The 26,967-nt window shown below is 72.8% G+C and carries 26 protein-coding genes; 6 read left to right on the top strand and 20 right to left on the bottom strand.

The genetic code is table 11. The features are described 5' to 3' along the window. Window positions 1-15 precede the first annotated feature (15 nt). Window positions 16-1,731 (bottom strand): GMC oxidoreductase, encoded by a 1,716-nt coding sequence (locus BJ958_RS25720; RefSeq protein WP_179729608.1) that lies wholly within the window; start codon window positions 1,729-1,731, stop codon window positions 16-18. Beyond that, window positions 1,728-3,359 (bottom strand): succinic semialdehyde dehydrogenase, encoded by a 1,632-nt coding sequence (locus BJ958_RS25715; protein ID WP_179729607.1) that lies wholly within the window; start codon window positions 3,357-3,359, stop codon window positions 1,728-1,730. The genes BJ958_RS25720 and BJ958_RS25715 overlap by 4 nt, the downstream gene beginning before the upstream one ends. Before the next feature lie 180 nt (window positions 3,360-3,539). Between BJ958_RS25715 and BJ958_RS25710 the strand changes: the two genes are divergently transcribed. After that, a complete protein-coding gene (locus BJ958_RS25710) occupies window positions 3,540-3,926 on the top strand; it encodes a cupin domain-containing protein (protein ID WP_179729606.1) in 387 nt (128 codons plus the stop codon). A 32-nt stretch (window positions 3,927-3,958) separates the two neighbouring features. Then, window positions 3,959-6,973, top strand: a complete 3,015-nt coding sequence (locus BJ958_RS25705) for a BTAD domain-containing putative transcriptional regulator (protein WP_179729605.1) — start codon at window positions 3,959-3,961, stop codon at window positions 6,971-6,973. Here BJ958_RS25705 and BJ958_RS25700 read toward each other — a convergent pair. The 7 genes from BJ958_RS25700 to BJ958_RS25670 all read right to left on the bottom strand — a co-directional run bounded on the left by BJ958_RS25700 (window position 6,963) and on the right by BJ958_RS25670 (window position 13,623). Next, a complete protein-coding gene (locus BJ958_RS25700; protein WP_179729604.1) occupies window positions 6,963-7,535 on the bottom strand; it encodes a lipocalin/fatty acid-binding family protein in 573 nt (190 codons plus the stop codon). The two genes, BJ958_RS25705 and BJ958_RS25700, sit on opposite strands and share 11 nt — an antisense overlap. 73 nt (window positions 7,536-7,608) lie before the next feature. Further along, window positions 7,609-8,367, bottom strand: coding sequence for a methyltransferase domain-containing protein (locus tag BJ958_RS25695; protein ID WP_179729603.1), 759 nt, complete (start codon window positions 8,365-8,367; stop codon window positions 7,609-7,611). Continuing rightward, a complete protein-coding gene (locus tag BJ958_RS25690) occupies window positions 8,364-9,359 on the bottom strand; it encodes a phosphotransferase family protein (protein ID WP_179729602.1) in 996 nt (331 codons plus the stop codon). Before BJ958_RS25690 ends, BJ958_RS25695 begins: the two co-directional genes overlap by 4 nt. Beyond that, the gene (locus BJ958_RS25685; protein ID WP_179729601.1) at window positions 9,352-9,741 is read right to left on the bottom strand and encodes a nuclear transport factor 2 family protein; all 390 of its coding nucleotides are present in this window, start codon (window positions 9,739-9,741) and stop codon (window positions 9,352-9,354) included. The genes BJ958_RS25690 and BJ958_RS25685 overlap by 8 nt, the downstream gene beginning before the upstream one ends. Window positions 9,742-9,816: 75 nt before the next feature. Further along, on the bottom strand, window positions 9,817-11,271 hold the full coding sequence (locus BJ958_RS25680) for an aldehyde dehydrogenase (RefSeq protein ID WP_179729600.1): 1,455 nt from the start codon (window positions 11,269-11,271) through the stop codon (window positions 9,817-9,819). Between the two features lie 28 nt (window positions 11,272-11,299). Further along, window positions 11,300-12,475: an Rv3169 family protein gene (locus tag BJ958_RS25675; RefSeq protein WP_179729599.1), complete on the bottom strand. Its 1,176-nt coding sequence runs from the start codon at window positions 12,473-12,475 to the stop codon at window positions 11,300-11,302. Beyond that, window positions 12,472-13,623 carry a phosphotransferase family protein gene (locus tag BJ958_RS25670; protein ID WP_343052807.1) on the bottom strand — a complete coding sequence of 384 codons (1,152 nt, stop codon included), beginning with the start codon at window positions 13,621-13,623 and terminating at the stop codon, window positions 12,472-12,474. Before BJ958_RS25670 ends, BJ958_RS25675 begins: the two co-directional genes overlap by 4 nt. Before the next feature lie 100 nt (window positions 13,624-13,723). On the opposite strand from BJ958_RS25670, the gene BJ958_RS25665 reads away from it, so the two are divergent. Beyond that, entirely contained in the window at window positions 13,724-14,302 is a 579-nt protein-coding gene (locus BJ958_RS25665; protein ID WP_218865972.1) for a TetR-like C-terminal domain-containing protein, read from the top strand. Window positions 14,303-14,323: 21 nt separating this feature from the next. On the opposite strand, the gene BJ958_RS25660 is transcribed toward BJ958_RS25665, so the two are convergent. From BJ958_RS25660 to guaB, 5 genes are all read right to left on the bottom strand, one after another. Further along, window positions 14,324-15,034 (bottom strand): carbon-nitrogen hydrolase family protein, encoded by a 711-nt coding sequence (locus tag BJ958_RS25660; RefSeq protein WP_179729597.1) that lies wholly within the window; start codon window positions 15,032-15,034, stop codon window positions 14,324-14,326. Next, entirely contained in the window at window positions 15,034-16,140 is a 1,107-nt protein-coding gene (locus BJ958_RS25655; protein ID WP_179729596.1) for a GuaB3 family IMP dehydrogenase-related protein, read from the bottom strand. The genes BJ958_RS25660 and BJ958_RS25655 overlap by 1 nt, the downstream gene beginning before the upstream one ends. 92 nt (window positions 16,141-16,232) lie before the next feature. Then, a complete protein-coding gene (locus BJ958_RS25650) occupies window positions 16,233-16,397 on the bottom strand; it encodes a GNAT family N-acetyltransferase (RefSeq protein ID WP_179729595.1) in 165 nt (54 codons plus the stop codon). Between the two features lie 30 nt (window positions 16,398-16,427). Further along, a complete protein-coding gene (locus tag BJ958_RS25645) occupies window positions 16,428-16,802 on the bottom strand; it encodes a hypothetical protein (protein ID WP_179729594.1) in 375 nt (124 codons plus the stop codon). Between the two features lie 72 nt (window positions 16,803-16,874). After that, entirely contained in the window at window positions 16,875-18,401 is a 1,527-nt protein-coding gene (gene guaB / locus BJ958_RS25640; protein ID WP_179730391.1) for an IMP dehydrogenase, read from the bottom strand. 42 nt (window positions 18,402-18,443) lie between these two features. Between guaB and zwf the strand changes: the two genes are divergently transcribed. Continuing rightward, window positions 18,444-19,922 (top strand): glucose-6-phosphate dehydrogenase, encoded by a 1,479-nt coding sequence (zwf, locus tag BJ958_RS25635; protein WP_179729593.1) that lies wholly within the window; start codon window positions 18,444-18,446, stop codon window positions 19,920-19,922. Here zwf and BJ958_RS25630 read toward each other — a convergent pair. Further along, the gene (locus BJ958_RS25630) at window positions 19,891-20,487 is read right to left on the bottom strand and encodes a TetR family transcriptional regulator (protein WP_218865971.1); all 597 of its coding nucleotides are present in this window, start codon (window positions 20,485-20,487) and stop codon (window positions 19,891-19,893) included. The two genes, zwf and BJ958_RS25630, sit on opposite strands and share 32 nt — an antisense overlap. A 64-nt stretch (window positions 20,488-20,551) precedes the next feature. Here BJ958_RS25630 and BJ958_RS25625 point away from each other — a divergent pair, with 64 nt between their 5' ends. Further along, entirely contained in the window at window positions 20,552-21,022 is a 471-nt protein-coding gene (locus BJ958_RS25625) for a cupin domain-containing protein (RefSeq protein ID WP_179729591.1), read from the top strand. An 11-nt stretch (window positions 21,023-21,033) separates the two neighbouring features. On the opposite strand, the gene BJ958_RS25620 is transcribed toward BJ958_RS25625, so the two are convergent. From BJ958_RS25620 to BJ958_RS25610, 3 genes are all read right to left on the bottom strand, one after another. Then, on the bottom strand, window positions 21,034-22,041 hold the full coding sequence (locus BJ958_RS25620) for a cytochrome d ubiquinol oxidase subunit II (protein WP_179729590.1): 1,008 nt from the start codon (window positions 22,039-22,041) through the stop codon (window positions 21,034-21,036). Then, window positions 22,038-23,450, bottom strand: a complete 1,413-nt coding sequence (locus tag BJ958_RS25615; protein WP_343052806.1) for a cytochrome ubiquinol oxidase subunit I — start codon at window positions 23,448-23,450, stop codon at window positions 22,038-22,040. Before BJ958_RS25615 ends, BJ958_RS25620 begins: the two co-directional genes overlap by 4 nt. Window positions 23,451-23,533: 83 nt before the next feature. After that, on the bottom strand, window positions 23,534-24,394 hold the full coding sequence (locus tag BJ958_RS25610) for a GNAT family N-acetyltransferase (RefSeq protein ID WP_246319100.1): 861 nt from the start codon (window positions 24,392-24,394) through the stop codon (window positions 23,534-23,536). Between the two features lie 51 nt (window positions 24,395-24,445). Between BJ958_RS25610 and BJ958_RS28870 the strand changes: the two genes are divergently transcribed. After that, the gene (locus BJ958_RS28870) at window positions 24,446-24,781 is read left to right on the top strand and encodes a YciI family protein (RefSeq protein WP_179729588.1); all 336 of its coding nucleotides are present in this window, start codon (window positions 24,446-24,448) and stop codon (window positions 24,779-24,781) included. Window positions 24,782-24,936: 155 nt separating this feature from the next. On the opposite strand, the gene groL is transcribed toward BJ958_RS28870, so the two are convergent. After that, window positions 24,937-26,562 (bottom strand): chaperonin GroEL, encoded by a 1,626-nt coding sequence (groL, locus tag BJ958_RS25600; RefSeq protein ID WP_179729587.1) that lies wholly within the window; start codon window positions 26,560-26,562, stop codon window positions 24,937-24,939. Between the two features lie 81 nt (window positions 26,563-26,643). Then, on the bottom strand, window positions 26,644-26,937 hold the full coding sequence (gene groES / locus BJ958_RS25595; RefSeq protein WP_179730389.1) for a co-chaperone GroES: 294 nt from the start codon (window positions 26,935-26,937) through the stop codon (window positions 26,644-26,646). Window positions 26,938-26,967: the final 30 nt, after the last annotated feature.

Raw genomic sequence — 26,967 nt, 5'->3', positions numbered from 1 at the left:
GGAACCCCAGGAGCCTCAGCTCACGCCCACGATGGGCAGGCGCAGGGCCGCCGGCGCGTCGTCAGGCACGACGGGCGCCCGGGGCGCTACCGGCTCGATGGACACGTAGGCCTCGCCGAGGGCGGGCCGGGTGTCGGCCTCGCCCTTGTTGGGCCAGTACGCCATCGCCCGCTCGGCCTGGGCGGTGATGGTCAGCGACGGGTTGACGCCGAGGTTGGCCGAGATGGTGGAGCCGTCGACGACGTGCAGGCCGGGGTGGCCGTACATCCGCTGGTAGGCGTCCACGACGCCCGTGGCGGGGCTGTCGCCGATGGTGCAGCCGCCGATGAAGTGGGCGGTCAGCGGACGGTTGAACGGCTCGCCGATGGTGCCGCCGGCGGTGCCGCCACCCATGACCGCCGCCATCCGGCGCACGGCGTCGTTGGCGGCCGGGATCCAGGTCGGGTTCGGCTCGCCGTGTCCCTGCCTGGACGACAGGATCCACTTCCCCGCGACCCGCTTGGGGAAGGTGGTGATCGAGTTGTCGACCGACTGCATGACCAGCGCGATCACGACCCGCTCGGACCAGTGCTTGACGTCGTAGAGGTCACGGACCCGGCGCCGCTCCTTCCACAGCTCCTTGAGCCACACCTTCCAGCGCGGGTCGGGCCCGTCACCGTCGGTGAGCACGGTCTGCATGAGCGACATCGCGTTGCTGCCCTTGCCGTAGCGCACCGGCTCGATGTGGGTGTGCTCGTCGGGGTGCCACGACGAGGTGATCGCGACGCCGTCGGTGTAGTCGACGTCGGCGCCCTGCGGCGCGATCGCGCCGAGGATCGACTCGGAGTTGGTGCGGGTGAGGTGGCCGAGCCGGTCGGAGACGTTCGGCAGGTCGCCGGTCGCCTTGAGCCGGTGCAGCAGCTTCTGGGTGCCGAGGGCGGCCGCCGAGAAGACGACCTGCTCCGCGGTGAACGTCTTCGTGGCGCTGCGACGCGACAGCTTTGCCTTCGTCCACCGGGTGTCGACCCGGTAGCCGCCGCCGGCCAGCGGCCGGACCCGGGTGACCGTGGTGAGCGGGTGCACCTCGGCACCGTTCTGCTCGGCGAGGTAGAGGTAGTTCTTGACGAGGGTGTTCTTCGCGTTGTGCCGGCACCCGGTCATGCACTCGCCGCAGTCGGTGCAGGTGTTGCGCCGCGGCCCGACGCCACCGAAGTACGGGTCCTCGACCGAGTCGCCCGGCGACTGCGAGGGACCGCCGAAGAACACGCCGACCGGCGTGGCGTGGAAGGTGTCGCCGACACCCATCTCGTCGGCGACCTTCTTCATCACCTCGTCCGACGGCGTCATCCGCGGGTAGGTGACCACGCCCAGCATCCGCTTCGCCTGGTCGTAGTACGGCGCGAGCTCGGCCTTCCAGTCCGTGATGTGCGCCCACGAAGGGTCCTTGTAGAACGGGTCGAGCGCCTCGTAGAGCGTGTTGGCGTAGACCAGCGAGCCGCCGCCGACGCCCGCGCCGGCGAGGATCAGGCAGTCCTTGACCATGTCGATGCGCTGGATGCCGTAGCACCCGGCGGAGGGCGCGTAGAGGTACTTCTTCAGGTCCCAGGAGTTGTCGGCGAAGTCGGCGTCGGTGAACCGTGCACCTGCCTCGAGGACACCGACCTTGTAGCCCTTCTCGGTCAGCCGCAGTGCGGTGACCGAGCCGCCGAAGCCGGACCCGATGACGAGGACGTCGTAGTCGAAGTCGTTCATGCGCGGCCCAGCTTGTCCATCAGCCGCAGCGAGGCGGTCATGAACTTGGCGTAGCCCTCGTCGGACATGCCGAGCATCGGGCCGAACCGGATCAGCCGCTGCGTCGCGACCGACTGGGTCTCGGTGTAGCGGTGGATGCCCTCGCTGCCCTGGCGCCGGCCCATGCCGGACTCACGCATGCCGCCCATCGGGGCGTCGATGCTGGCGAAGGTCGCGCCGAAGGCCTCGTTGACGTTGACCGTGCCGCACTTGACCTGGCGGGCGATCGCGCGGCCGCGGACGGTGTCGCGGGTGTAGACCGAGCCGTTGAGGCCGTACTCGCCGTCGTTGGCGCGGGCGATCGCGTCGGCCTCGTCGTGGAACCGGTAGATCGACACGACCGGCCCGAAGGTCTCGTTGCCGAAGCAGGTCATCTCCGGGGTGACGCCCTCGAGGATGGTCGGCTCGAAGTAGTACGGCGCCAGGTCGGGCCGCGCCTTGCCGCCGGCGAGCACCCGGGCACCCTTGGCGACCGCGTCCTCCACGTGGGCGGTGACCGTCTCGAGCTGGTCGGCCGAGATCAGGGTGCCCATGTCGGCGTCCCAGTCCATCGTCGCGCCGAGGCTCATCGCCTTGGTGCGGGCGACGAAGCGCTCGACGAAGCGGTCGTAGACGGCGTCGGCGACGAACATCCGCTCGGTGGAGACGCACAGCTGGCCGGCGTTGGAGAAGCAGGCACGCACGGCGCCCTCGGCGGCTCGCTCGACGTCGGCGTCGCGCAGCACGAGGATCGGGTTCTTGCCGCCGAGCTCGAGCGAGCAGCCGATCAGCCGCTCGGCCGCCTGCTTGGCGATGATCTTGCCGGTGGCGGTGGAGCCGGTGAAGCAGATGTAGTCGGCGCGCTGGATGATCGGCGTACCGAGCTCACGGCCGGGTCCGGCCACGACCTGCCACAGGTCGCGCGGGAAGCCGGCGTCCTCGAGCAGCTGGGCGCCGAGCAGCGCGGACAGCATGGTCTGGGCGTCGGGCTTGGCGACCACGGCGTTGCCGGCGAGCAGGGCGGGGAGGCCGTCGCACAGCGCCATCGTGAACGGGTAGTTCCACGGCGAGATGATGCCGACGACGCCCTTGGGCACCCGGTTGAGCTCGACCCTGGTGAGCACGGGCACGACGCCCGGGCGGCGCTGGGTGTCGAGGTGCTGGTGGGCGGTGCGGGCGTAGTAGCGCGCGGTGAGCGCGATGTGCAGCGGCTCGTCGAAGGCGTGCTTGCGGGCCTTGCCGGACTCGAGCTGGATCAGGTCCATGATCTCGGCCTGGCGGTCGAGCACGATGTCGTGCAGCCGGTGCAGGATCCGGGCCCGCTCGTCGACGGACACCCGCGCCCACGCGGCCTGCGCGACCCGCGCACGGCGGAACGCCTCGGCGACGTCGTCGGTGCTCGACTGCGGGATGTTGGCGACCGGGGCGCCGTTGATCGGCGAGAAGACCTGGCTGGTCGCACCCGTCGTCGAGAGGATCCGGTCGGTCAGCCGGGCGACGTACTCCGGCTCGAGGGCGTAGGACGCCCGCGGGTCGTGCTCGGGGTCGTGCGGACCGTCAACGACCGGGCCGTCGGAAGACGCGCCGGAGCCGGGAATCGCTTCGCTCATGGGACGAGGGTAGGTGACCGCAGTCACCGAATCTACTGATCGGTAGCAGATGTGCCGCTTTACACATCCATCCCCCGTGTCAAGGGGGCCGGATCCGCTGCAAACCGGCTGCAAGTGGGTCGGCGCAGGCTCGTCGGCACGGCGACGAGAGGCGTCGCCCCCGAGCACCAGGAGACCGCGATGAGCATCGACCACCAGCACCCGGCCAGCACGCAGCGGACCGAGCACAAGAGCTTCGGCACCCCCGACGAGACCCGCTCGTTCGAGCGCGGCGTCGCCGAGATCCTCACCGTCGGCGGCACGCCGATCGGCCGGCTGGTCCTGCAGCCGGGCTGGCGGTGGTCCGAGCACGTGAAGCCGATCGCCGGCACCGACCTGTGCGAGGCACCGCACTTCCAGTACCACGTCAGCGGCGAGCTCGGGATCCTGATGGCCGACGGCACCGAGCTGGTCGCCCGCCCCGGTGACGTGACCTCGCTGCCGGAGGGCCACGACGCCTGGGTGATCGGCGACGAGCCGGTCGTGGTCGTCGACTGGTGGGGAGCCTCGAACTACGCGAAGCCCTGAGCCGGGCGCTCGCGCGGCCTAGGATGGCGCGTGTGAGCGCACTCGCCGTGCGTGTGCTCGGGGAACTCACCGTCGACGGCTTCGACGTCGCACAGCTGGACAGGAAGGCCCGCGGGTTCCTCCTGCTGCTGGCGCTCGCCCGCGGGGCGAGCGTCCCGGTCGAGGCCGCCGTCGACGCGCTCTGGGGCGACGACCAGCCGCGGCGCCCCGGCGACCAGGTCGCGGTCCTCGCGAGCCGGGTACGACGCCTGCTGGGTCGCGAGCGCCTCGAGCGGACCGACCGCGGCTACCGCCTGCACGCCGACTGGTGCGACCTGGTCGAGCTGGACGCGGTGACCCGGGAGGCGGAGCGCCGCCACGCGGCCGGGCAGCCGGGGGCGGCGACCGCGGCGGCCCGGGCGGTGCTCGCGCTGCTGCGAGGACCGGTGCCGGAGGTGCGGCCCGAGGCGGCGTGGGCCGCGGCCGAGCAGGCGGCGGCGGTGCGGCTGGTGCAGCGCGCCCGCCGGGTCGCGGCGAGCAGCCTGCTGGCGGCCGGCGAGTGGCGCGACGCCCTGGAGCTGGCCACGGCGGACCTGGTCGAGGACCCGCTCGACGAGCAGGCCGCTCGCACGGCGATGCGGGCCCACGCGGCGTCGGGCCGCCCGGCCCAGGCGCTCGCGGTGCACGCCGCGCTGCGCGAGACCCTGGCCGATCAGCTCGGCGTCGACCCCGACGAGGAGACGGCGGCGCTGCACACCGCGATCCTGCGCGGGGAGCTGCCGGTCGTCCGGTCCGCGACCCACGTGCCCGCGCTCGTGGGCAGGGACAGCCAGCTCGCGCACCTCGACTCGCTGGTCACCAGGGCTGTCGCCGACCACGCGCCGCGGGTCGCCGTGGTGTCCGGCGAGGCCGGGATCGGGAAGACCACCCTGCTGACCAGCTGGGCCGCATCTCGTCGTACGGCGGGCGACCGGGTGCTGCTCGGGACCTGCGGTCCCCTCGATCGGGCGGCACCGCTCGACGTCGTCCTGTCAGCCCTGGCCGAGCACCTGGACGACGCCGACCACGAGGCCCTGCTCGGCTCCACGGACGCCGCCCGCTCCGTCGACCCCGCCCTCGGGCCGTCCGTGCTCTACGCCGCGCTCACCCGTGCCCTCGCGCGGATCGCCGCGGACCGTCCGCTCGTCCTGGTCGTCGACGACGCGCACCTGGCCGGACCGACGCTGGCCGACTGGCTGGCCCACCTGCGTCGCCGTCCGCTCCCCCTCGTCGTCGTGCTCGGGGCCCGCCCGGCGGAGGGCAACGACCTCCCCGCCACCGACCACGTCGGGCTCGGTCCGCTGGACCGGACGCACGTCGCGGCGCTGGTCGGCGAACGGCGAGCCGACGAGCTGTACGCGCGCTCGGGCGGCCACCCGCTCTTCCTCGCCGAGCTGGCGTCGGCGCCGTCCGGCGACCTACCGGAGTCCCTCGTCGCCGCGGTGACCGCCCGCTGCGACGACCTGGGCTCCGCCGGCGAGCTGGTGCGCACCGCCGCCGTCCTGGGCGGCGACCTCGACATCGACCTGCTCGCAGGCATCCTCGGGCGCAGCACCCTGGCCGTCCTGACCGACGCCGAGCGCGCGGCTCGCAGCGGCCTGCTGGTCGAGGTCGCGGGCCGGCTGCGGTTCCGGCACGACCTGGTCCGCACCGCCCTCGTCTCCGGTACCACCGCCGGCCGGGCCGCGCTCCTGCACCGCGAGGCAGGGCGGGCGTTCGCCCGACGCCACGACGCCGACCCGGCCACCGTCGCCGAGCACGCCCGACTCGGCGGCGACGGGGAGCTCGCGGCGCGGGCGCTGCGCACGGCCGCCGGCCGGGCCGCGGAGCGCTTCGACCACGCGACCGCCGAGGACCTGCTCGACCAGTCGCTCGCGCTGGCGGCCGACGACGACACCCTCCTCGCCCGGGCCCGGGTCCGGATCCGGCGTCGGCGCTACCGCGATGCCGAGGAGGACGCGCTCGCGGCCACCCGTTCCGGGCCGATGCGCTGGGAGACGGCGGCGTGGGCGGCGTACTTCGACCGGCGCTTCGACGACGCCGCGTCGTACGCCGAGGACGGGACGCTGGCGGCGGACGACGTTGCGTCGCGCACCCGCTGCCTGGTCGCGTCCGGGCGGATCCTGCACGCCCGCGGCGAGCTCGACCGGGCCCGGGAGCGGCTCGGCACCGCCCTGGTCGAGGCGACCGGCGAGGACCGGATCGAGGCAGCGGCCTGGCTCGGGGTGCTGCATGCGCACCGCAGCGAGGTCGACGCCGCACTGGCCCTGCTCCGGCCCGCGACCCGGCCGGGGGTCGGCGTCGCGCACACGGCCGCTTCGCTGCACGCGCTGCTGTTCACCGGGCACACCCTCGCCGTCGCGGGCCGGGCCGCGGAGGCGCTGGCCTGCTTCCGCGGCTACACGACCGAGGTCGAGCGCCGCGACGTCCCCCGCTTCGCCGGGCGCGGGGTGAACTTCTCCGGCTGGGTGCTGCGCAACCTCGGCGACGTCGCGGCTGGCGTCGACGCCCACCAGCAGGCGGCCGAGGAGGCGGTCGACGGTGTCGTGATCCCGGAGGTGCTGGTCGCCGCGCTCGAGGACCTGGCCGAGGAGCGGCTGCGCGCGGGCGACCCCGACGCCGCCGCCGCGCTGCTCGACCGGGCCCGCGCGACCCTGGTCGGCGACCTCGTGTTCGGGTGGCGACTGGCGATGAAGCTGCAGCTGCTGCAGGCACAGGTCCACCTGCTGCGCGAGGAACCGGAGCCCGCCCTCGCAGTGGCCCAGGCCCTCGCCGACGCCGCTGCGGCCGCCGGGGTTCCCCGCTACGACGCCTGCGCCCGACTCCTGGTCCACCGGGCCGCGCACGCGCTCGGCGAGCCGGTCGACCGGGCGGCGGCGTGGCGCGACCTCGGCCGGGTCGAGCACGCGGTCGGGATCGAGGCCTGGTGGTGGGCCGCCAGCACCGGCGCTGCACTCGGGGAGGACCGCTGGCTGACCCGCGCCGAGCAGCTGGCAGCGGCCGTCGAGCGTTCAGCAGCTACGAGGTGAACTGCACCAGGTCGGCGCAGAAGTCGCGGTCGGAGAAGTCGCTGTGCCCCGTGGACGACCTCACGACACGGAACGAGTCCGGCACCTCGACGTCGTCCTCGGGATCGCCCGGCGTGCCGTTGTAGTCGATGTCGAACGCGAAGCGGGTCTGCCCGGGGTCCTTGAGCACAAGCGTCCCGGCCGCGCCGTAGTAGCGGGACCCGCCCGAGGCGAACACCGTGATCGTGATGGTGCCATCGCCGTTGTCGACGATGGTGTGGTCCCGGCTGCTGGCCGAGAAGACGTTGGTGAACGTGCCTCCCGTGTCGAGGTTGGTCGTCACGACCGAGCCGTGCACGCTCTCGCGGTAGTACGGGAACGGCGACGAGCCGCGCTGGTTGAGCACGAAGCTGCCCTCGACGTCGATGGCGTCCTGGGCCGGCGTCTCGTCGCAGTCGTAGACCTCGCTGGTGAACGAGTCGTGGAAGTGACCCTTGTCGATGGGCTGGGCCACCGCGGTCGCGGCGGGCACCGCGCAGGCCGCGACCGCCGTACCGAGTCCAAGAACGAAACGCGTGCGCATGGCTCCTCCTCCGTCGGGACAACCCGTCCAGCGTGGCACCGACGAGGCGTGCGGCCATGCCCGATCTTGGGGCTCATCGTGCGCGGACCACGATCATCGGCACGACGACCGGCGGCGCGCCGTCCAGCAGCCGGGCGGCCTCCTCCCGAAGGGCCTCGCGCTCGGTAGGAGGCAGGCCTGCGACGAAGGGCGCGTGGTGGGCCATCCCCAGCCGCCAGGCGACCAGGTCCGCCGGATCGGCGAGGCCGGTGGCGACCTCGACCCGGTCGACCGCGACCGACCCGTAGCCGCCCGCGGACACCAGCGCGGCCAGCCGGTCCGGGTCGCCGATGCGGCGCTCGGAGCCGGCCTTGAACGCGACGTACCAGTCCGGCGGCCGGTACCCGTGCGCGGCGAGCACCTGCCCGACGACGTCTTTGGCCGGGTGCGTCCAGCCCTGCGCGAAGGCCGAGGCGGCGAGCACGGACGCGACCCGGCGCAGCGCCGAGAGCACCGGCACCGGGTCGGTCAGGTGGCCGAGGCTGAAGGCTGCCAGCGCGACGTCGAAGGACCCGTCGGCGAAGGGCAGGCGGGCCAGGTCGGCAGCGACCGCGAGGACCGGCGGGCGCTGCAGGATCGCCGGGGCCAGGTCCACCGCGACCACCCGCGCCGCCCCGGCTCGACGCGCCGCGTCTCCGGCCACGCCAGTGCCGGCACCGGCGTCCAGCACCGCGGCACCGGCCAGGTCGAGGCCGTCGACCAGGGCCGCGGCCAGCCGGGCGTAGAGCCGTGCCGGACCTGCGCGCCACGCGGGCGCGGCGACGTCGTAGGCCTCCCGCATCGCGTCGCTCATCGCAGCAGGGGCGCCGCCTCGACGGCTCGCTCCTCCCACCACGCCAGCTCGTCGTCGTACCCACCCAGCGCCTTCTCCCAGCCGAACTGCACGAGCGCACCGAGCAGCGCGAGCGCGAGCTGCCGCTCCCACCACGGCTCGGTCGCGACGCCGCGGCGCTCGAGCGCAGCGCGGTAGTCGTCGATCGCCCGCTCCTTGCTGACCGGCAGCCGGCGGCAGTTGATGGCGAGGTACCACGCCAGGTCGGCAGTGCCCGCTCCCCGGCCCGGGGTCTCCCAGTCGAGGAGAACGGTGCGGCCCGCATCGTCGGTGCCGAGGTTGTCGAGCTTCCAGTTGCCGTGGACGAAGGTCTGCGGCGTCGCCGCGAGCGCTGCCAGCAGAGGGTCCGGCTCCTCGACCAGGGGGACGACGACCGCCGCGGCCCGGGGCGCCACGGACTCCAGCCGCGGCCAGCCCTCCGCCACCAGGCTCGGCACGAGGTGGGTCGAGCCGAGCGCGGCCTCGGCGGCCGCCATCCGCGGGGACAGCTCGAGGTAGCGGTTGCGCGGGGTGACGACGTCGACGTCGAGCCCCGTCTCCCAGAAGGTGACGTGCAGCGCGCCCATGTGGTCGAGGAAGCGGGTGTTCTGCTCGGCACTGATCGGCTCGTCGACGGCGGGCACCAGCCACGGACCCACGTCGTGCATGAGCACGACAGAGAGTGTCGGCCGATCCCGGTCGTGGGCGACCGCGACGATCGGCTGGACGATCTCGTGTGGCAGCGCGTCGAGGATCCCCCGCTCCCACAGCGCCACCGTCGGGGACCCGGGCACCCCCGCCGCCCGCAGCGACCAGTCGGCCTCGTGGTCGAGGTACTTGACGACGTACGGGCGCCCCTCGATCCGCACCCGCTCGAGAACCGCTCCCGACTTCCCCGGCGCGTCGAGCGCCGCGCGATCGGTCACGCCGTCGAGCAGGGCGGCGACGGAGTCGAGGACGGGACGCTCAGGCATCCGCGGCCTCCATCTCGGCCAGCAGGGACGCCGGCCAGCGGCCCCCGCAGACGACCACGTCGGCGACGATCCGGTCGTCGGCGACCTCGAGCCAGTGCAGGTGGTGCGCGGCGTGAGGAATCCCCCGCTCGGTCCAGGTGAGCAGGTACTCCACGACCTCACCGCCCGCCACCGGTGAGCGGCGGAACTCCTCGAACCGCCCCGGGTCGGCGAACCAGCCCCGGTAGGTCGCGCGGATCTGCTCCGGCCCGGTCCGGTGGAACCGCCAGTTCGGGACGGTCGCGGCGAGGGTCGCGCCCGGCGCCCACACGTCGTCGCACTCGTCGATGCGGGCGAGGCGCACGGCCTCGAGGAATCGGTCGACCACCGGCTGCTGGGACATCGCGGGCTCCTCGGCTCGGCTCATTGTGGCAGTACCGAGCCTGCGCCGACAGCCTTGCAGCGGGCTTGCAGCCGCCTACATCGCCGGCGCGGACAGGTACACCGACTTGGCCTCGGTGTACTGCGCCAGGCCCTCGGGACCGAACTCGCGGCCCAGCCCGGAGGCCTTGAAGCCGCCGAACGGCGCCGCGAAGTCCATCGTGTAGGTGTTGACGCCGTAGGTGCCGGTGCGCACGCCGCGGGCCACCTCGAGGCCGGCCTCCTGGTCGGCGGTCCACACGGTGCCGGCGAGGCCGTACTCCGAGTCGTTGGCGATCCGGACGGCGTCGGCCACGTCGACGTACGGGATGACCGAGAGGACCGGGCCGAAGATCTCCTCCTGGGCGATGCGCATCTTGTTGTCGACGCCGGCGAAGACGGTCGGGCGGACGTACCAGCCCTGGTCGAGGCCCTCGGGGCGGCCTTCGCCGCCGGTCAGCAGCTGGGCGCCCTCCTCCTGGCCGATCCGGATGTAGGACGCCACGCGCTCCTGCTGGCGCTGCGCGACCATCGGGCCGATCTCGGTGGCGGGGTCGAGCGGGTCGCCCACCTTCATGGCACCGATGGCGGACGCCAGGGCAGCGGCGAAGGCGTCGTGGCGCTCCTGCGAGACGAGCACGCGGGTCTGGGCGACGCAGGCCTGGCCGGAGTTCATCACGCCGAGGAACTTCAGGCCCTCGATCGCGGCGGCCTCGTCGGCGTCGTCGAGGATGATCGCGGCCGACTTGCCGCCGAGCTCGAGCGAGACCCGCTTGAGCTGCTCACCGCAGATCGCGCCGATCCTGCGCCCGGCGGCGGTGGAGCCGGTGAACGCGACCTTGTCGACGCCGGGGTGGCGCACCAGGTGCTCGCCAACCTCACGACCACCGGCCACGATCGAGACGACACCCTCGGGCACGCCGGCCTCGACGAGCAGCTCCGCGAGGAGGTAGGCGTCGAGCGGGGTCTCGGGCGCCGGCTTCACGACGACGGTGCAGCCGGCCAGCAGCGCCGGGACGACCTTGGACAGGATCGTGAACTGCGGGACGTTCCACGGCGGGATGGCCGCGACGACGCCGACCGGCTCGTGTCGCACGACGACGTCCGCGCCGAGCACGCCCGCGCGCCGCTCCTCCCACGGGAACTCGCGCGCGATGCCGAGGAAGGCCTCGATCTGCATCCACGGCGCCGGCGCCTGGGCGAGCGAGCTGAAGGAGATCGGCGAGCCCATCTCGGTGGAGATGATGGTCGCCATCTCCTCCAGCTTCGCGGCGTACAGGCCGGACAGGTTCTGCACGACGTCGATCCGCTCGGCCGGGCTCATCCGCGGCCACGGGCCCTCGTCGAAGGCCCTGCGGGCAGCGGCGACCGCGAGGTCGATGTCGGCGGTCGACCCCTCGGGCACCCGTGCGACGACCTCCTCCGAGTGCGGGGAGACCACCTCCAGCACGGCGTCGGTGGCGGGCCTGGCCCAGGTGCCGCCGATGAAGAGGGCGTCGCGGTCGAGGGTCATGAGGGTGTTCCTTTCGGGTGGTGCGGGGTCAGGGGGCGAGGGTGAACCAGTCGGCGAAGCCACTGGGGTCGTGCCGGCCGAGGGCGCCGTGCTCGAAGAGGCCCCACCCCTCGCTGCCCTCGGGCACGCCGGCGCCGGCGCCGTGCACGGTGGCCCGACCGACGTGGTCGATCACGCCGAACATGACGCGCCCGGCGACGGCCGAGTCGTGCATGTCGTAGGTCAGCCGCTCGGTGAACGCGGCGCCCTTCCACATGCCGTGGGTCCAGTCGGAGTCACCGCCGTACCCGCCGCCGACGTGGATCGGCACCGGCAGCAACGAGTCGACCTCGAGCACCAGCTCCTTGCCCTCGGGCGTCGTGCAGGTGACGGTCGCGCCGGTCGGCACGCGGGTGCCCGGGCCGTAGCGGATCTCGACGCGCGGCCAGCCGAGCTGTTCGACCCGTCCGTCCTTCCAGGTGCGGGTGCAGTCGTTGAGCGTCCGGAAGCCGTCGGGCGTCTCCTGGATGATCATCACGATGCAGAAGTCCTCGAAGCGCAGCGGCAGGTAGAGCCACCACATGCCCTCGAAGGCCGGGTCGGCCGGCTTGCCCGCGGGCGCCGCCTCGCCGACCGGCCGGATGCCCCAGGAGCGGTCGCGGGTGCCGACCCAGCGGTCCGGGGTCACGGCGATGTCGGTGCCGTCGACGCTGAGCACGCCCTCCCAGGTGCCGACCTGGGCGAAGCGCTGCGCGTCGAGCGTCGTACCACTGCCCTGACGCATCACGTGGGGCAGCTCCTGGACGACCGGGAAGGAGCCCTCCCAGGTCAGGTCCATCGCGATGCCCTCGGTCTCCTCGAGCACGACGCGCAGCCTGCGCAGCGGCTCGACGACCTCGATCCGGTAGTTCCCGACCTGCTGGTCCATCCGGTCGGCGCCGCGCGGGTCGGCGGCGTCGCCGAGGTGGAGGCCGGTCTGCTCGTCGCCGCGACGGAGCAGGACGTAGGCGTCCTTGGTGCCGAGGTTCGGGTAGAAGCCGAGGCCGGTGATGAGGAACAGGTCGCCGGTGCGGTCGTGGGCGTTGAGGTAGCAGCGGTCGTAGAAGTTGCGGTCGCTGCTGCCCGCCCAGGCGACGGGACGCGGGAGCTGGTGGATCGGGAACTCGTCGAGCGGCCCGACGCCGTAGTACTCGCCGTGCAGGCCGTGGTCGTTGCGCGTGCTCATGCGCCGACCTCCTCGAGGAGCCGCTCGAAGAGCGGGCGGTGGTGGAAGACGGACTCGGGGTCCTCGGGCCTCTCGATCTCGCCGAAGTGGACCTGGCGGGCGCTGGTGCGCATGAAGACGCAGGCCCACAGCACGGCGGCGTGCAGCTGGTGCCAGGTCAGGTCACCGACCTCGACCCCGCTGAGCTCGGCGTACGTCGCCCGCGCGGCGTCCTCGTCGAGGAAGTCCGGCATGCCGGGCAGGCCGAGCATGGTCGCGATCTCCTGGAAGACGCGGTGGGCGAAGACCATCCAGGCCAGGTCCATCTCGCGGGTGCCGAGGGTCGCCATCTCCCAGTCGAGGACCGCGACGGGGCGGAAGTCGTCGTACATCGCGTTGCCGATGCGGGCGTCTCCCCAGACCAGCACCGGGTCGGCGCTCTCGTCGGGGAGGTTGGCCTCGAGCCACGCGAGGCCGCGCTCGACCAGCGGGGAGCGCGGGCTGCCCTCGGGGGCGTTGACGGCGTAGTCGTACCAGGCGCGGGTCTTGGCGATGTTGCGGGCCAGCGGGGTCGCACCGTCGTACCCGGCCTCGGCGGGGTCGAGGAAGGCGAAGGTGGCGGCGGCGTCGGGGATGGCGTGCAGCCGGGCCAGCACCTCGATGCTGGCGCGCTGCAGCCGGGCCTGCTCCTCGGGCGAGGCGTCGAAGAGCCAGTTGTCGCCGAAGGTGTAGGGCAGCACGTCGGGCGGGACGACGCCCGCGATCCGGTCCATGAGGAAGAACGGCGTGCCGAGCACCTCGCCGGTGGGCTCCATCCAGCGCACCGTCGGCACCGGCACGTCGGTCAGCTCGGAGGCCAGTCGCATGGCGTCGTACTGGTCGCCGAGGCGGTACTCCTGGAACACCGGCAGGTCCTCCGGCGCCGGGGCGACCCGGGCGATCAGCTCCTCGGTGACCCGCTCGTCGTCGACGGTGTGGGTGAGGTCGAGGACCACGGTCTCGCTCGACATGCCGTTGCTGTCGACGCCCGCGTGGAGCGTGACGACCGGCTCGGCGCCGGCGGGCAGCACGCCGGCGAGCCACTCCTCGAGGCGGTCGTGGACCGCACCCTGGTCGCGGCTCGACCGCTGCAGGGTCATCTCGGCCATCTCTGCGGGCAACTCGCTCACGGGTCCTCCTGGCTCGACACTGCTAGAACGTGTTCTACGTCACGTCGAGCGTTACGGTACCCTCGGTATCGAAAGAGGGGAAGAGGTCATGGGGACGGAAATGTCCGCAACCCGTGCGACCGGCCGTCCGCGGGACCCGCGGATCGAGCAGGCCGCTCTCGAGGCGGTCCGCGCCCTGCTCGCCGAGGGCGGGTACGCCGCCGTCACCGGCGCGGCCGTCGCCGCCCGGGCCGGTACGACGAAGGCGGCGCTCTACCGCCGCTGGACCGCGCTCCCCCACCTCGTCCACGAGGCCGCGTTCCCCAGCGAGCTCGCCCTCGACATGCACCTCGGCGGGCCGCTGGAGGAGGACCTCGCCGGCATCGTCCGGGGCGCCCGCGACGCCCTCTGCTCCCCCGTCGGCGCGGCCGCGCTGCCCGCCCTGCTGGCCGAGATCAGCACCTGGCCCGACCTGCACACGGCCATGCTGGAGCGCTTCGCCGGGTCGTTCCGGGCGATCGACGAGCGGCTCGCGGTCGCGGTCTCGGCCGGCGAGGCGCACCCCGACGCCCGGGCCGACGACCTGATCCAGACGATCATCGGGACGATCATCGCCGGGGTGCTGCTGACGCCCGGACAGCTCGACGACGCCTGGGTCGACCGGCTCACCGCGAGCCTGGCGCGCAGCCTGCGCCCCTGACCCGGTCGAGCCGGCCCGTCCTCAACGGATCTCGGCGAGCGCCAGGCCCTCCTCGTCACCGAGCCGCGCGAGCGCCTCGGCGTCGGGACCGTAGACGGCGGAGCCGCCGATGAAGGTGGACGGTCCGCACCGTCCGGTCAGGCCGGCGACCACGACGTGCATCCGATGGTCGAGCGCGCGGGCGGCGTAGGTGACGTCGAGGCGACGGGCGCCGCCGGGGAAGTAGGCGACCGAGGCGAGGTACGCCGAGGCTCCGGCCGCCGCGGCGGTCGCGGCGTGCTCGGGGATGCTGCCGTCGCGACAGATCGACAGCGCGAGCACGACGCCGTCGACGGTGATGGTCGCGGGGTGCTCCCCGGGGACGAACCAGGTCGGCTCGTCACCGTCGAGGTGCTGCTTGTCGTACGGCGCCGAGGTGGTGCCGTCGGGCTCGACGACCACCGACGCGAGGGTCCGGCCGTGGTCGCGGCGCAGCGCGGTGGAGGCGACCACCGTGGCGCCGGTTGCGGCCGCGGCCGCGCGCAGCGGGTCGAGCAGCGGGCCGGCCAGGTCGACGGGGGTCGGCACGTCGCCGCAGAACGCGCTGGCGTCGTACCCGGTCAGGAAGGCCTCGGGGAGCACCACCACCCGAGCGCCCCGCCCACCCGCCTCACGGACGAGACGGGCGGCGGTGGCGACGTTGTGGGCGAGGTCGCCGGCGCGGGCCTCGGCCTGGGCGGCGGCGACGAGCATCAGTGCGCGACGACCTCGACGCGCTGGAACTCCTTGAGCTCGGTGTAGCCGGTGGTGGCCATCGAGCGCTTGAGGGCGCCGACCAGGTTCATCGTGCCGTCGGCGACGCGGGAGGGCCCGAACAGGATCTCCTCGATGGTGCCGACCTGGTCGAACTGGACCCGCTGGCCGCGGGGCAGGTCCGCGTGGTGCGCCTCGGCGCCCCAGTGGAAGCCGCGGCCGGGGGCGTCGGTGGCGCGGGCGAACGGCGAGCCGACCATCACGGCGTCGGCGCCGCACGCGATCGCCTTGGCGAGGTCGCCGGACGTGCCGATGGAGCCGTCGGCGATGACGTGGACGTAGCGGCCGCCCGACTCGTCGAGGTAGTCGCGGCGCGCGGCGGCGACGTCGGCGACGGCGGAGGCCATCGGGACGGAGATGCCGAGGACGGTGCGGGTGGTGTGGGCGGCGCCGCCGCCGAAGCCGACCAGGACGCCGGCCGCGCCGGTGCGCATCAGGTGGAGGGCGGCCTGGTGGGTCGCGCAGCCGCCGACGATGACCGGGACGTCGAGCTCGTAGATGAACTCCTTGAGGTTCAACGGCTCTGCCTGGCTGGACACGTGCTCGGCCGAGACGGTGGTGCCGCGGATGACGAACAGGTCGACGCCGGCGTCGGTCACCGTCTTGGCGAACTCCTTGGTGCGCTGCGGCGACAGGGAGCCCGCCACCGTCACGCCGGCCTCGCGCACCTCACGCAGCCGCTCGGTGATCAGCTCGGCCTTGATCGGCTCGGTGTAGATCTCCTGCAGGCGGCGGGTGGCCTCGACTCCCTGCAGCCCGGCGACCTCGTCGAGGAGCGGCTGCGGGTCGTCGTACCGGGTCCACAGGCCCTCGAGGTTGAGCACCCCGAGGCCACCGAAGCGGCCGAAGTCGATCGCGGTCCTCGGCGACATCACCGAGTCCATCGGCGCGGCGAGGATCGGCAGGGAGAAGCGGTAGGCGTCGATCTGCCAGTCGACGCTGACCTCCTCGGGGTCACGCGTGCGCCGGGAGGGCACGATCGCGATGTCGTCGAAGGAGTACGCCGTCCGGGCCCGCTTGGCGCGGCCGATCTCGATGTCGCTCACGACGTGAGGATATCGGTGCGCGAGGTCAGGCCCGCACTCCGCGGCCCCGGGCCAGGTCCACGAACATGAGGTGCAGCCCGGCGAGGCTTCCGTCAGGTCGCCGGAAGGCGCCCGGGACGGTGCCGATCACCTCGAAGCTCGGCGTCGTCGAGCACCGGGACGGCGTACGTCTCACCGGCGCTCAGCACCTCGGTGATGATCGCCGCCACCGCCGGCCAGTCGGTCTCGCGGAAGGGGCGGATGGCGAGGTCGCTCACACCGTCGAGCCTAGGCGGAGCGTCCTCGCCTCAGCGGTCGCCCTCGTGCCGTCCGGTCGTGCGGGGGTCCAGCTTGTCCGCCTCGCGCAGCCGGTGCTGCTGGGCGGCGCGCTCGCGTTCGAACACGGCCCGCTTCTCCTGTGCCTCGGCCTCGAGCCGGTCCGCCTCCGCGCGGGCCTGCTCCGACTCGGCGGCGAGCTGCCGTGCCTCGGCGTCGCGCCGGCGCACGGTTCCCTCGCGCTGGCGCGCCTGCGTGCGGAGCTCGTCCGCGCGGTGACGGTTGTGCTCGCGCCGCTGTCGCGTTGCGACCAGCACGAGGATGCCGATCACCAGCAGCGCCACGATCACGTAGACCGCGATCCACCCGGGATCGCTCGCCTCTGCGAACCACTTCTCGACGTCCATCTCGGCTCCCTCCGCCTCTCCCGATGCAGTACCGCCGCATCGGCAGGGCATACCCGGGAGCCGGGAAGCCGCCTACCGGTGGTAGTTGGGCGCCTCGACCGTCATCTCGATGTCGTGCGGGTGGCTCTCCTTGAGCGAGGCCGAGGTGATCCGGATGAACCGGCCCTTGGCCTGCAGCTCGGGGATGGTCTGCGCGCCGACGTAGAACATCGACTGCGACAGGCCGCCGAGGAGCTGGTGGGCGACGCCGGCGAGCGGGCCCTTGTAGGCGACCCGGCCCTCGATGCCCTCGGGGACGATCTTGTCGTCGCTGGTGACCTCGGCCTGGAAGTAGCGGTCCTTGGAGTAGGACTTCTTGCCGCGGCTCGACATGGCGCCGAGCGAGCCCATGCCGCGGTAGGCCTTGTACTGCTTGCCCTGGTGGAAGACGACCTCGCCGGGCGACTCCTCGCAGCCGGCGAGCATCGAGCCGATCATCACCGACTCGGCGCCGGCGACGATGGCCTTGGCGATGTCGCCGGACTGCTGGAGGCCGCCGTCGGCGATGACGGGTACGCCGGCCGGCCCGGCCGCGAGCGAGGCCTCGTAGACCGCGGTGACCTGCGGGACGCCGCATCCGGTGACGACCCGGGTCGTGCAGATGGAGCCGGGGCCGAAGCCGACCTTGACGGCGTCGGCGCCGGCGTCGACGAACGCCTGTGCGCCCTCGCGCGTGGCGACGTTGCCGCCGATGACCTGGACGTGCTTGGTGGCCGGGTCGGACTTGAGCCGGCGGACCATGTCGAGCAGCAGGGTGACGTGCCCGTGGGCGGTGTCGGCGACGAGCACGTCGACGCCGGCCTCGATCAGGCCGGTGGCCCGCTCCCAGGCGTCGCCGAAGTAGCCGATCGCGGCACCGACCATGAGCCGGCCGTCGCCGTCCTTGGAGGCGAGCGGGAACTGCTCGGACTTCACGAAGTCCTTGACCGTGATCAGGCCGCCGAGGCGGCCGTCGGCGTCGACGAGCGGGAGCCGCTCGCGCTTGTGCTTGCGCAGCAGCGCGGTGGCGTCGTCCCGGGAGATGCCGGTGCTGCCGGTGACCAGCGGCATCGGGGTCATCACCTCGTCGACCTTGGTGGTGGCCCACTCCGCGACGGGGGTGAACCGCAGGTCGCGGTTGGTGCAGATGCCGAGCAACCGGTTGTCGGCGTCGACGACGGGGAGGCCGGAGACGCGGTACTCGCCGCAGATCCGGTCGAGCTCCTCGAGGGTCGCGTCGGGGCCGATGGTGACGGGGTTCGAGATGATCCCGGTCTGGGTCCGCTTGACGAGGTCGACCTGGTAGGCCTGCTCCTCGGCGGAGAGGTTGCGGTGCAGGATGCCGATGCCACCCTGGCGCGCCATCGCGATCGCCATCCGCGACTCGGTCACGGTGTCCATCGCGGCGCTGATCAGCGGCGACCTCAGCGAGATCTCGCGGGTCAACCGCGAGGTGGTGTCGATGTCGTCCGGCACCAGGTCGGAATGACCCGGCAGCAGCAGGACGTCGTCGTAGGTGAGACCGAGTGCAGCGAACTTGTCGGGGACCTCCACTTGACCAGTGTAGGGCGTGAGCCGCATCACGCAGCGCTCGCCCCTTGACGGATCCGGGAGGCTGGGACGGTGGTTTCCGACCTCTCCCCGCACGTCCTCGTCCTCTTCGGCGCGACCGGCGACCTGGCCGCCCGCAAGCTCTTCCCGGGCCTGTACCGGCTGGCCGCCGCAGGCCGGCTTCCCGACCACGTCGAGGTGATCGGCAGCGGTCGCCACTCCCCCGGCAGCGACGACGACTTCCGCCGCCACGTCCGCGACGCCCTGGCCGAGTTCGTCGGCGACGTCGACGAGTCCGTGGCCGGCCCCCTGCTCGAGCGGACCCGTTTCGTCGCGTCCTCGGCCGACGACGGCACGGCGCTCGCCCGGGCGGTCGCCGACGCCGAGGACCGGATCCTCGCGCGCTGCGGCTGCCTGCTGGGCGACGTGCGCCGCCTGCTCTACCTCTCGGTCCCGCCCGGCGCGGTCAAGGGCATGGTCGGGATGCTCCACCGCGAGGACCTCGTGGACCGCTCCCGGCTGGTGGCCGAGAAGCCGTTCGGCACCGACCTCGCGACCGCCCGCGAGCTCCACGACGTGCTCTGCTCGGCGTTCGCCGAGGACCAGGTGTTCCGCATCGACCACTTCCTCGGCAAGGAGGCGGTGCAGAACATCCTCGCGCTGCGCTTCGCCAACGGCCTGTTCGAGCCGGCGTGGAACCGGCACTCGATCGAGTCGGTGCAGATCGACGTACCCGAGAAGCTCACGGTCGAGGGCCGCGGCAGCTTCTACGAGGGCACCGGCTGCCTCAAGGACATGGTGACCACGCACCTCGCGCAGCTGCTCGGCTTCGTCGCGCTCGAGGACCCGCACGCGTTCCGCGCGTCGGCGATCCGCGCCGCGAAGGCCGCGACGTTCTCCGCCGTCCGGCCGATCGACCCGGAGCGGGTCGTCTTCGGCCAGTACGACGGCTACCGCGACGAGCCCGACGTGGCGCCCGACTCGCACGTGGAGACCTTCGTGGCCGCGGAGGTCTGGATCGACAACGACCGGTGGCGCGACGTGCCGTTCTACCTGCGCACCGGCAAGGCGCTGGCCGACGGGCGTCGCACGATCACGGTCCGGTTCCGCGACCCGCGGCACCGGTGGCTCAAGCCCGAGGGCGGCGGGAACCCCGAGCCCAACGAGCTGGTGATCGAGCTGGCCGACCAGCCGCGGATCGCCATCGACGTGCGCGCCAAGCGGCCCGGGCCGGACATGGCCGTCGTCGAGGGCGTGTTCCGCCTCGACCTCGTCGGCGACGTCCCCGGCGCCGATCCGCTGGAGGCCTACGAGCGCCTGCTGCTCGACGTGATGCGCGGCGACCGCACCCTGTTCATCAGCTCCGAGGAGGTGGACCGGATCTGGGAGATCTTCCAGCCGGTGCTCGACCGCCGCCCACCGGTGGAGCCGTACGCCGCCGGCACGTGGGGACCGGCGTCGGCGCTCGACCTGCCGCTCGGCGGCTGGCGCCTCGGCAACCACGCGCCGGACGAGGGGCTCAGGCCGGCGGCGACGCGACCGCCTGCCTGACCAGCGCGTCGACCATCCACCGCTGCAGGCCGTCGACGTCCGCCGGCTCCAGTCCGGCGACGTCCGTCAGCCAGACCCGGGTCTCGATGCCGCAGGCCGCCCGCAGCGCGAGCGCGAGCCGGTGGACGCCGTCGTCGCTGATCGATCCGGCGAGCGGCGCGAGCGCCTCCTCGAACCACGCGATCGCGCGCCCCTGGCGAAGCGGGAGCTCGTGCGGGCGGCCGTCCAGCGAGAGCCGCAGCATCGAGCGCTGCTGCGGCTCGGCGACCCGCACGCGATCGATGACGAAGTCGGCGACAGCGGCCACCCGCTCCTCCACGTCCGCCGGCGCAGGGTCGGGGAGCGCCGAAGCGGCACCTGTCTCGGGGTACGCCGCCACGAGGAGCTCGGCACGCGACGCGAAGTAGCGGTACGCGGTGGTCCGGGAGATGCCGGCCGCCTCAGCGGCTTCCTCGACGCGCGGCGTGCTGCCGGTGGCGATCAGGTCACGCGCCGCCGCGACGAGCTGGTCACGGGTGCGCTGCTTCTGCCGCATCCGCCCCGATGCCGTGTAGTCCGTTGACACGATGTACATGGTATGCGAATCTCATCATGGGACTACAGTCCCACGAAGAGGAAGGGAGTCCGCGATGACGAGATCGACGACGCCCGCGCCCGTGGTCCGCCGGACCGGCGAGGGCGAGCAGCGGTGGTTCTTCGGTGGCGGGGTCTTCACCTGGAAGCTCGGCGCCGGAGACGGAGACATCAGCCTGATCGAGGTCGACATGGTCGAGGGCAAGTGGACCCCGGTCCACACGCACCCGGTCTCGGAGTCGATGTGGGTCCTCGAAGGACGGATCCGGTACCGCATCGTCGACGACGAGCACGCGCTCGGCCCCGGCGACTTCGCGATGGTTCCGGCCGGCGTTCCCCACGCGTTCGTGGTCACGAGCCCGACCGCGAAGGTGCTCGGCATCCAGCCGTCCTGCAGGTGTGAGCCGTTCTACCGCGGCGCCAGCGAGCCGTTGGCGGGGTCGGCGTGCGTCGTCGACTTCCACCGCATCGCCGCCAGCGCCGAGCAGAACGGCGGCATCGAGATCGTCGGACCGCCGCCGTTCTGACCGGTCGGACCTCAGTGGTCCGGGCGCGACCACTCCTCCGACTGGGTGAGCTTGAAGAGGTAGGCCAGCGGCGGCACGACGACCACCACCGCCAGCCCCACCGCGACGAGCAGCCCCTGCAGCGTGGCGGTGGCGCCGGCCGCGTCGTGGATGGTGACCTCGTCGACGAGGAGCCACGGGTACTGGCCCACACCCCAGCCGGACAAGACGGCGGCGACGGCGAGGACGGCGGTGATCCGCGCGACGGCGTACCGGCGGGTCCACAGCAGCACCATGGTCCCCAGCCCGGCCAGCCCGGCGAGGACGACCAGCGGCGCCGCTCGGCCCTCGAGCCCGGCAGCGAGGGTCGGGGCGTCGTGGTCGAGCGGGACCAGCGCGGCGAACACGACCGCACCGGTCGCCGCACCGACGCCGAGCGCACGCACCCGCAGCTCGTCGGCGAGCCGGTCGTGGCCGCTGCGGCGGGCGTCGGCGACGAGGAAGGTGCCGGCGAGGAAGGCGCAGGTGCCGACGGCGATCACCCCGCCGAACAGCGAGGTGGGGTTGACCCAGGACGACCAGCGGTCGCCGGTGCCGTCGAGCGGGACCCGGCCCGAGGCGATGGCGCCGGCGACGGTGCCGAGGAAGAACGGCGTGATGATCGACGAGGTCGCGAACACGATCCCGAACAGCCGGGCCTGGGCCAGCGTGGCGGCGTACTTGCGGAACGCGAAGCTGGCGCCGCGCAGCACGATGCCGAGCAGGGCCAGCAGCAGCGGCAGCACCAGCGTCGACATGGCCGCGGCGAAGGACTCGGGGAAGCCGGTCCACCAGATCACCAGGACGTAGATCAGCCAGACGTGGTTGGCCTCCCACACCGGGCCGATGCTGTGGTCGACGAGCGTTCGCAGCTCGGCGCCACGCTTGCTGCTGCCCGCCGTGAGGTCGAAGAAGCCGGACCCGAAGTCGGCGCCGCCGAGCACGGCGTACGCGATGACTCCGACGAAGAGGGCGGCCGCGACGGCCAGCTCGAGGCTCATGCCTCCACCTCCGGGGCGGCCGCGACCTCGGGGGCGTACGGGCTGGGCAGGTCGGCGTCGCCGGCGCGCCAGCGGCGGGCCATCGAGCGGAGCACGACGACGGCACCGATCGTCATCGCGGTGTAGACGACGGTGCTGATGCCGAGCAGCCACCACAGGCTGGCGGTGTAGTCGCCGACGGCGTCGGTGGTGCGCAGGACGTCGTAGACGATCCACGGCTGGCGGCCGACCTCGGTCGCGATCCAGCCGGCCTCGAGGGCGATCACCGCGAGCGGTCCGGCGGCGGCGACGAAGCGCAGGAACCAGCGCCTCTCGAGCAGGTCGCGCCCTCGACGGCGCTGGAACCAGAACAGCACGACCGCGGCCGCGAGCAGGGTGCCGATGCCGACCATGGTCTGGAAGGCCAGGTGGGTCATGTTGACCGGCGGGTGGTCCTCCTCGGGGATCGTGTCGAGGCCGGGGACCGGCTTGTCGGGCGAGTTCATCGCGATCAGCGAGCCGAGGTAGGGGATGTCGATCGAGCCCTTGACCTCGCCGTCGACGAGGATGCCGCCGAGCCGCAGCGGCGACGGGCTCTCGGTGGTCTCGGCCAGCTCGAACGCCGCCAGCTTGGCGGGCTGCCGCTCGTCGAGGCCGAAGCCGAGCACGTGACCGACGAACGGCTGGGTCACGGCTGCGACCGACGCGAACACGAACGGGACCAGGAAGCCGAGCCGGTGGTGGGCGTCGCGGCGGCCGCGGAGCATGCCGACGGCGTACACGCCCGCGACCGAGAACCCGGTCAGCATGTAGGCACCGACCCACATGTGGGCGAACTGGAGGAAGGCGTGCCGGTTGAACAGCACCTTCCACGGCTCGACGTCGGTGACCTGGCCCTCGACGAGCCGGAAGCCGGTCGGCACGTTCATCCAGGCGTTGACCGCGAGCACGCAGTAGGCGCCGATGATGCCGGTGATCGCCATCGGCAGGACCATCAGCACGTGCCGCTTGGCGGGCATCCGGCCCCAACCGTAGAGGTAGATGCCGAGGAAGATCGCCTCGAGGAAGAACGCCAGGCCCTCGAACGCGAACGGCAGGCCGAGCACGTCGCCGTACGTCCCCATCAGGCCGGGCCAGAGCAGGCCCATCTCGAAGCTGAGCACGGTGCCGGACACGGCGCCGATCGCGAAGAGGACCGCCGAGACCTTGGCCCAGCGCTTCGCGAGGCCGAGCGCGACCGCGTCGTTGCGCCGGATGCCGCGCAGGTGCATCACGAAGATCATCGCGGGGAACGCGACGCCGAAGCAGGCGAGCACGATGTGCCAGCCCAGCGAGAGGGCCATCTGCTCGCGGGCAGGAAGCAGGCCGGGCGGCTCGGCCTCGGTGGCGAGGCGGGCGAGGGTGGCGGTGACGACGTGGGGGGTCAGCACTCCTCGACCGTACCGCTTGTGAATGTGTTCACAAAGTGACGGCGGGTGTCGTGTCGGCCACACGAGCCCCCGTCAGGACCGGTTCAGCGGCGCAGGTCGCTCAGCGCGATCCGCACGGTGAGCGACTCCCCCGCCATCCGGATCCGGCCGCGCATGCCCGCGGCGAGCACCATCGGGAGCACCGCCTTGGTGTCCGAGGGCGCGGTCAGCACGATCTCCTCCGCGCCGGCGGAGCGCGCAGCCCGGGCGATGTCGGCGAGCAGCCGGGTGCCGACACCGCGGCGGTGCCAGGCCGGGTCGACCCACAGGTCCACCGGCCACGGCTCGTCGCCCTCGCTCGGCGTGAACTCGGCCCGGCCGGTGACCTTGCCTCCCGCCAGCGCGGACACGACAGCGCCGTTCGTGACGAAGTCGGGGTCCCCGGCAGCCGGCTGGTGCGGCGCCGGCGGGGCCTGCGCGGCCAGCACCTCCCCCACCAGCTCGGCCAGCGCCGCGGCCCGGGCGCGCTCGATGGACGTGAAGGGGGTGTTGCGGCGCACCTGGATCGTCGTGGACGCGCCGATCGTCATCTCCAGCACGTCCTCCGACCCGTCGCTGGGCGCGACGTCGGCGTCGAAGAGGTGCGCGGCCACCTCGGGGAAGGTCGCCGGCTGCGCGATGATCGCGCGCACCGCCTGCACGTAGCGGGTCGGCTGGTCCTCGAGCGCCGCCGTGGTCACGGGCACGGCGCTCACCGCCTCGCCGCCCGCCGCCGTCACGAGCTCGCGCAGCTGCGCTGGCGTCCAGTCCTGCGGCACCTGCAGCACCAGCTCGTCGGTGACCGAGGTCCCCTCGGGGAAGACCTGGACGGTCTGGATGTTCACCCCGGCCCGGCCGCAGGCAGCCGCCAGCTGCGCCAGGGCTCCGGGCCGGTCGGGCAGTCCGGCTCGCACGCGCCACAACATGTCCTCACCATGCCAGACATCCATGTCCCGGGGCGATCATCAATGTTTCGGGTGACGACACCGCCGACGCTGTGCGACCGTGGCACGGTGCCGAGCTGGATCTACCTCCTCCACCCGCCGCGGGAGCGCTTCGTCGCCACCATCACCGAGGAGGAGGCAGCACTGATGCAGACCCACGCCGGCTACCTCGCCCAGCTCCTCGAGGACGGCGTGCTGGTCCTCGCCGGCCCGACCTTCGGCGACGTCAACACCGGCATCTCGATCTTCGAGGCCGACGACGAGGACGCGGCGCGGGCGATCATGATGGCCGACCCCGCGGTCGCGGGCGGACTGATGACCCCCGAGCTGCGACCGATGCGGGTCAGCTTCCTGCGCGGCCGGGACTGACCGCTCGGCCGCCCCGCTCCGCCGCCCCGGCCCGAGCCGGCTCCTGGAACTCGCCGACCCGGCCCGAACCAGCACCCGGAAACCGCCGACCCGGCACAAGACGCAGCGGCCCGCCGCACCCGGAGGTGCGGCGGGCCGAAGCGTTCGAGCGAGGCTCAGTGGCCGTGGCCGTGCCCGTGGCCGTGACCGGCCGCCTCGGGCTCCTCGTCCTCGGGCTTGTCGACGACCAGGGTCTCGGTCGTCAGCAGCATGCCGGCGACGGAGACCGCGTTGGCCAGCGCCGAGCGGGTCACCTTGACCGGGTCGATGACGCCCTGCGCGAGCAGGTCGCCGTACTCACCGGTGGCGGCGTTGTAGCCGTTGCCGACGCCGAGCTCGCGCACCTTGTGGGTGACGACGTAGCCGTTCTCGCCGCCGTTCTCGGCGATCCAGCGCAGCGGCTCCTCGACGGCCTTGCGGACGATGCGGACGCCGACGGCCTCCTCACCGGTGAGGCCCAGGTCGCCGTCGAGCGCGGCCGCGGCGTGGATGATCGCCGAGCCACCGCCGGGGACGATGCCCTCCTCGATCGCGGCGCGCGTCGCGGAGACGGCGTCCTCGATCCGGTGCTTCTTCTCCTTGAGCTCGACCTCGGTGTGCGCACCGACCTTGATCACCACGACACCGCCGGAGAGCTTGGCCAGCCGCTCCTGGAGCTTCTCGGTGTCCCAGTCGGAGTCGGACGCCTCGATCTCCTTCTTGATCTGCTCGACGCGACCCGCCACCTCGGTGTCCGAGCCGGCACCGTCGATGATCGTGGTGTTGTCCTTGGTGACCACGACGCGGCGGGCCTGGCCCAGCACGTCGAGACCGACCTGGTCGAGCTTGAGGCCGACCTCGGGCGAGACGACCTGGCCGCCGGTCAGGACCGCGATGTCCTGCAGCATCGCCTTGCGGCGGTCGCCGAAGGCCGGGGCCTTCACCGCGACGGCGTTGAAAGCGCCGCGGATCTTGTTGACGACCAGCGTCGAGAGCGCCTCGCCCTCGACGTCCTCGGCGAGGATGAACAGCGGACGACCGGCCTGCACGACCTTCTCCAGCAGCGGCAGCAGGTCGGCGATCGCGCTGATCTTGCCCTGGTGGATGAGGATGTACGGGTCGTCGAGCACGGCCTCCTGGCGCTCGGCGTCGGTGACGAAGTACGCCGAGATGTAGCCCTTGTCGAACTGCATGCCCTCGGTGAACTCGAGCTCGGTCGAGGGGGTGTTCGACTCCTCGACGGTGATGACACCGTCCTTGCCGACCTTGCCGAACGCCTCGGCGAGCAGGTCGCCGATGTGGCTGTCGCGCGAGGAGACGGTCGCCACGGAGGCGATGTCCTTCTCGTCGTCGACCTCGCGGGCGGCGGCCTTGAGGGCGTCGGCCACGGCGGCCGCGGCGGCGTCCATGCCGCGCTTGAGACCCATCGGGTTCGAGCCGGCGGCGACGGCGCGCAGGCCCTCGTGGACCAGCGCCTGGGCGAGGACGGTGGCGGTCGTCGTACCGTCTCCGGCGACGTCGTTGGTCTTGGTCGCGACCTCCTTGGTGAGCTGGGCACCGAGGTTCTCGAACGGGTCGTCCAGCTCGACCTCACGCGCGACGGTCACGCCGTCGTTGGTGATGGTCGGGGCGCCCCACTTCTTGTCGAGCACGACATAGCGGCCCTTCGGGCCGAGGGTCACCTTGACGGTGTTGGCGAGGGCGTCGACGCCGCGCTCGAGGGCGCGCCGGGCGTTCTCGTCGAACTCCAGGATCTTGGGCACTACTTCACTCCTTGGGTGGAAAGCCGAACGCCCGGGACGTCACGCACGGATGCGGACGTCCCGGGCGGTACGAGACTCAGCTCAGGCGATGACCGCGAGGACGTCGCGGGCCGAGAGGATGAGGTACTCGGCGCCGGCGTACTTGACCTCGGTGCCGCCGTACTTGCTGTAGATGACCTTGTCACCCACGGCGACGTCGAGCGGGACGCGGTTGCCGTTGTCGTCGACGCGGCCGGGGCCGATGGCCAGGACCTCGCCCTCCTGGGGCTTCTCCTTGGCGGTGTCGGGGATGACCAGACCCGAGGCGGTGGTCTGCTCGGCCTCGAGGGGCTTGACGACGATCCGGTCCTCGAGCGGCTTGATGTTGACCGACACGATGTCGACCTCCACTTTCTAAGACTGTCT

It is taken from the genome of Nocardioides kongjuensis (assembly GCF_013409625.1).
Lineage (GTDB): Bacteria > Actinomycetota > Actinomycetes > Propionibacteriales > Nocardioidaceae > Nocardioides > Nocardioides kongjuensis.
This window is presented reverse-complemented; position numbering and strand designations above follow the sequence as displayed.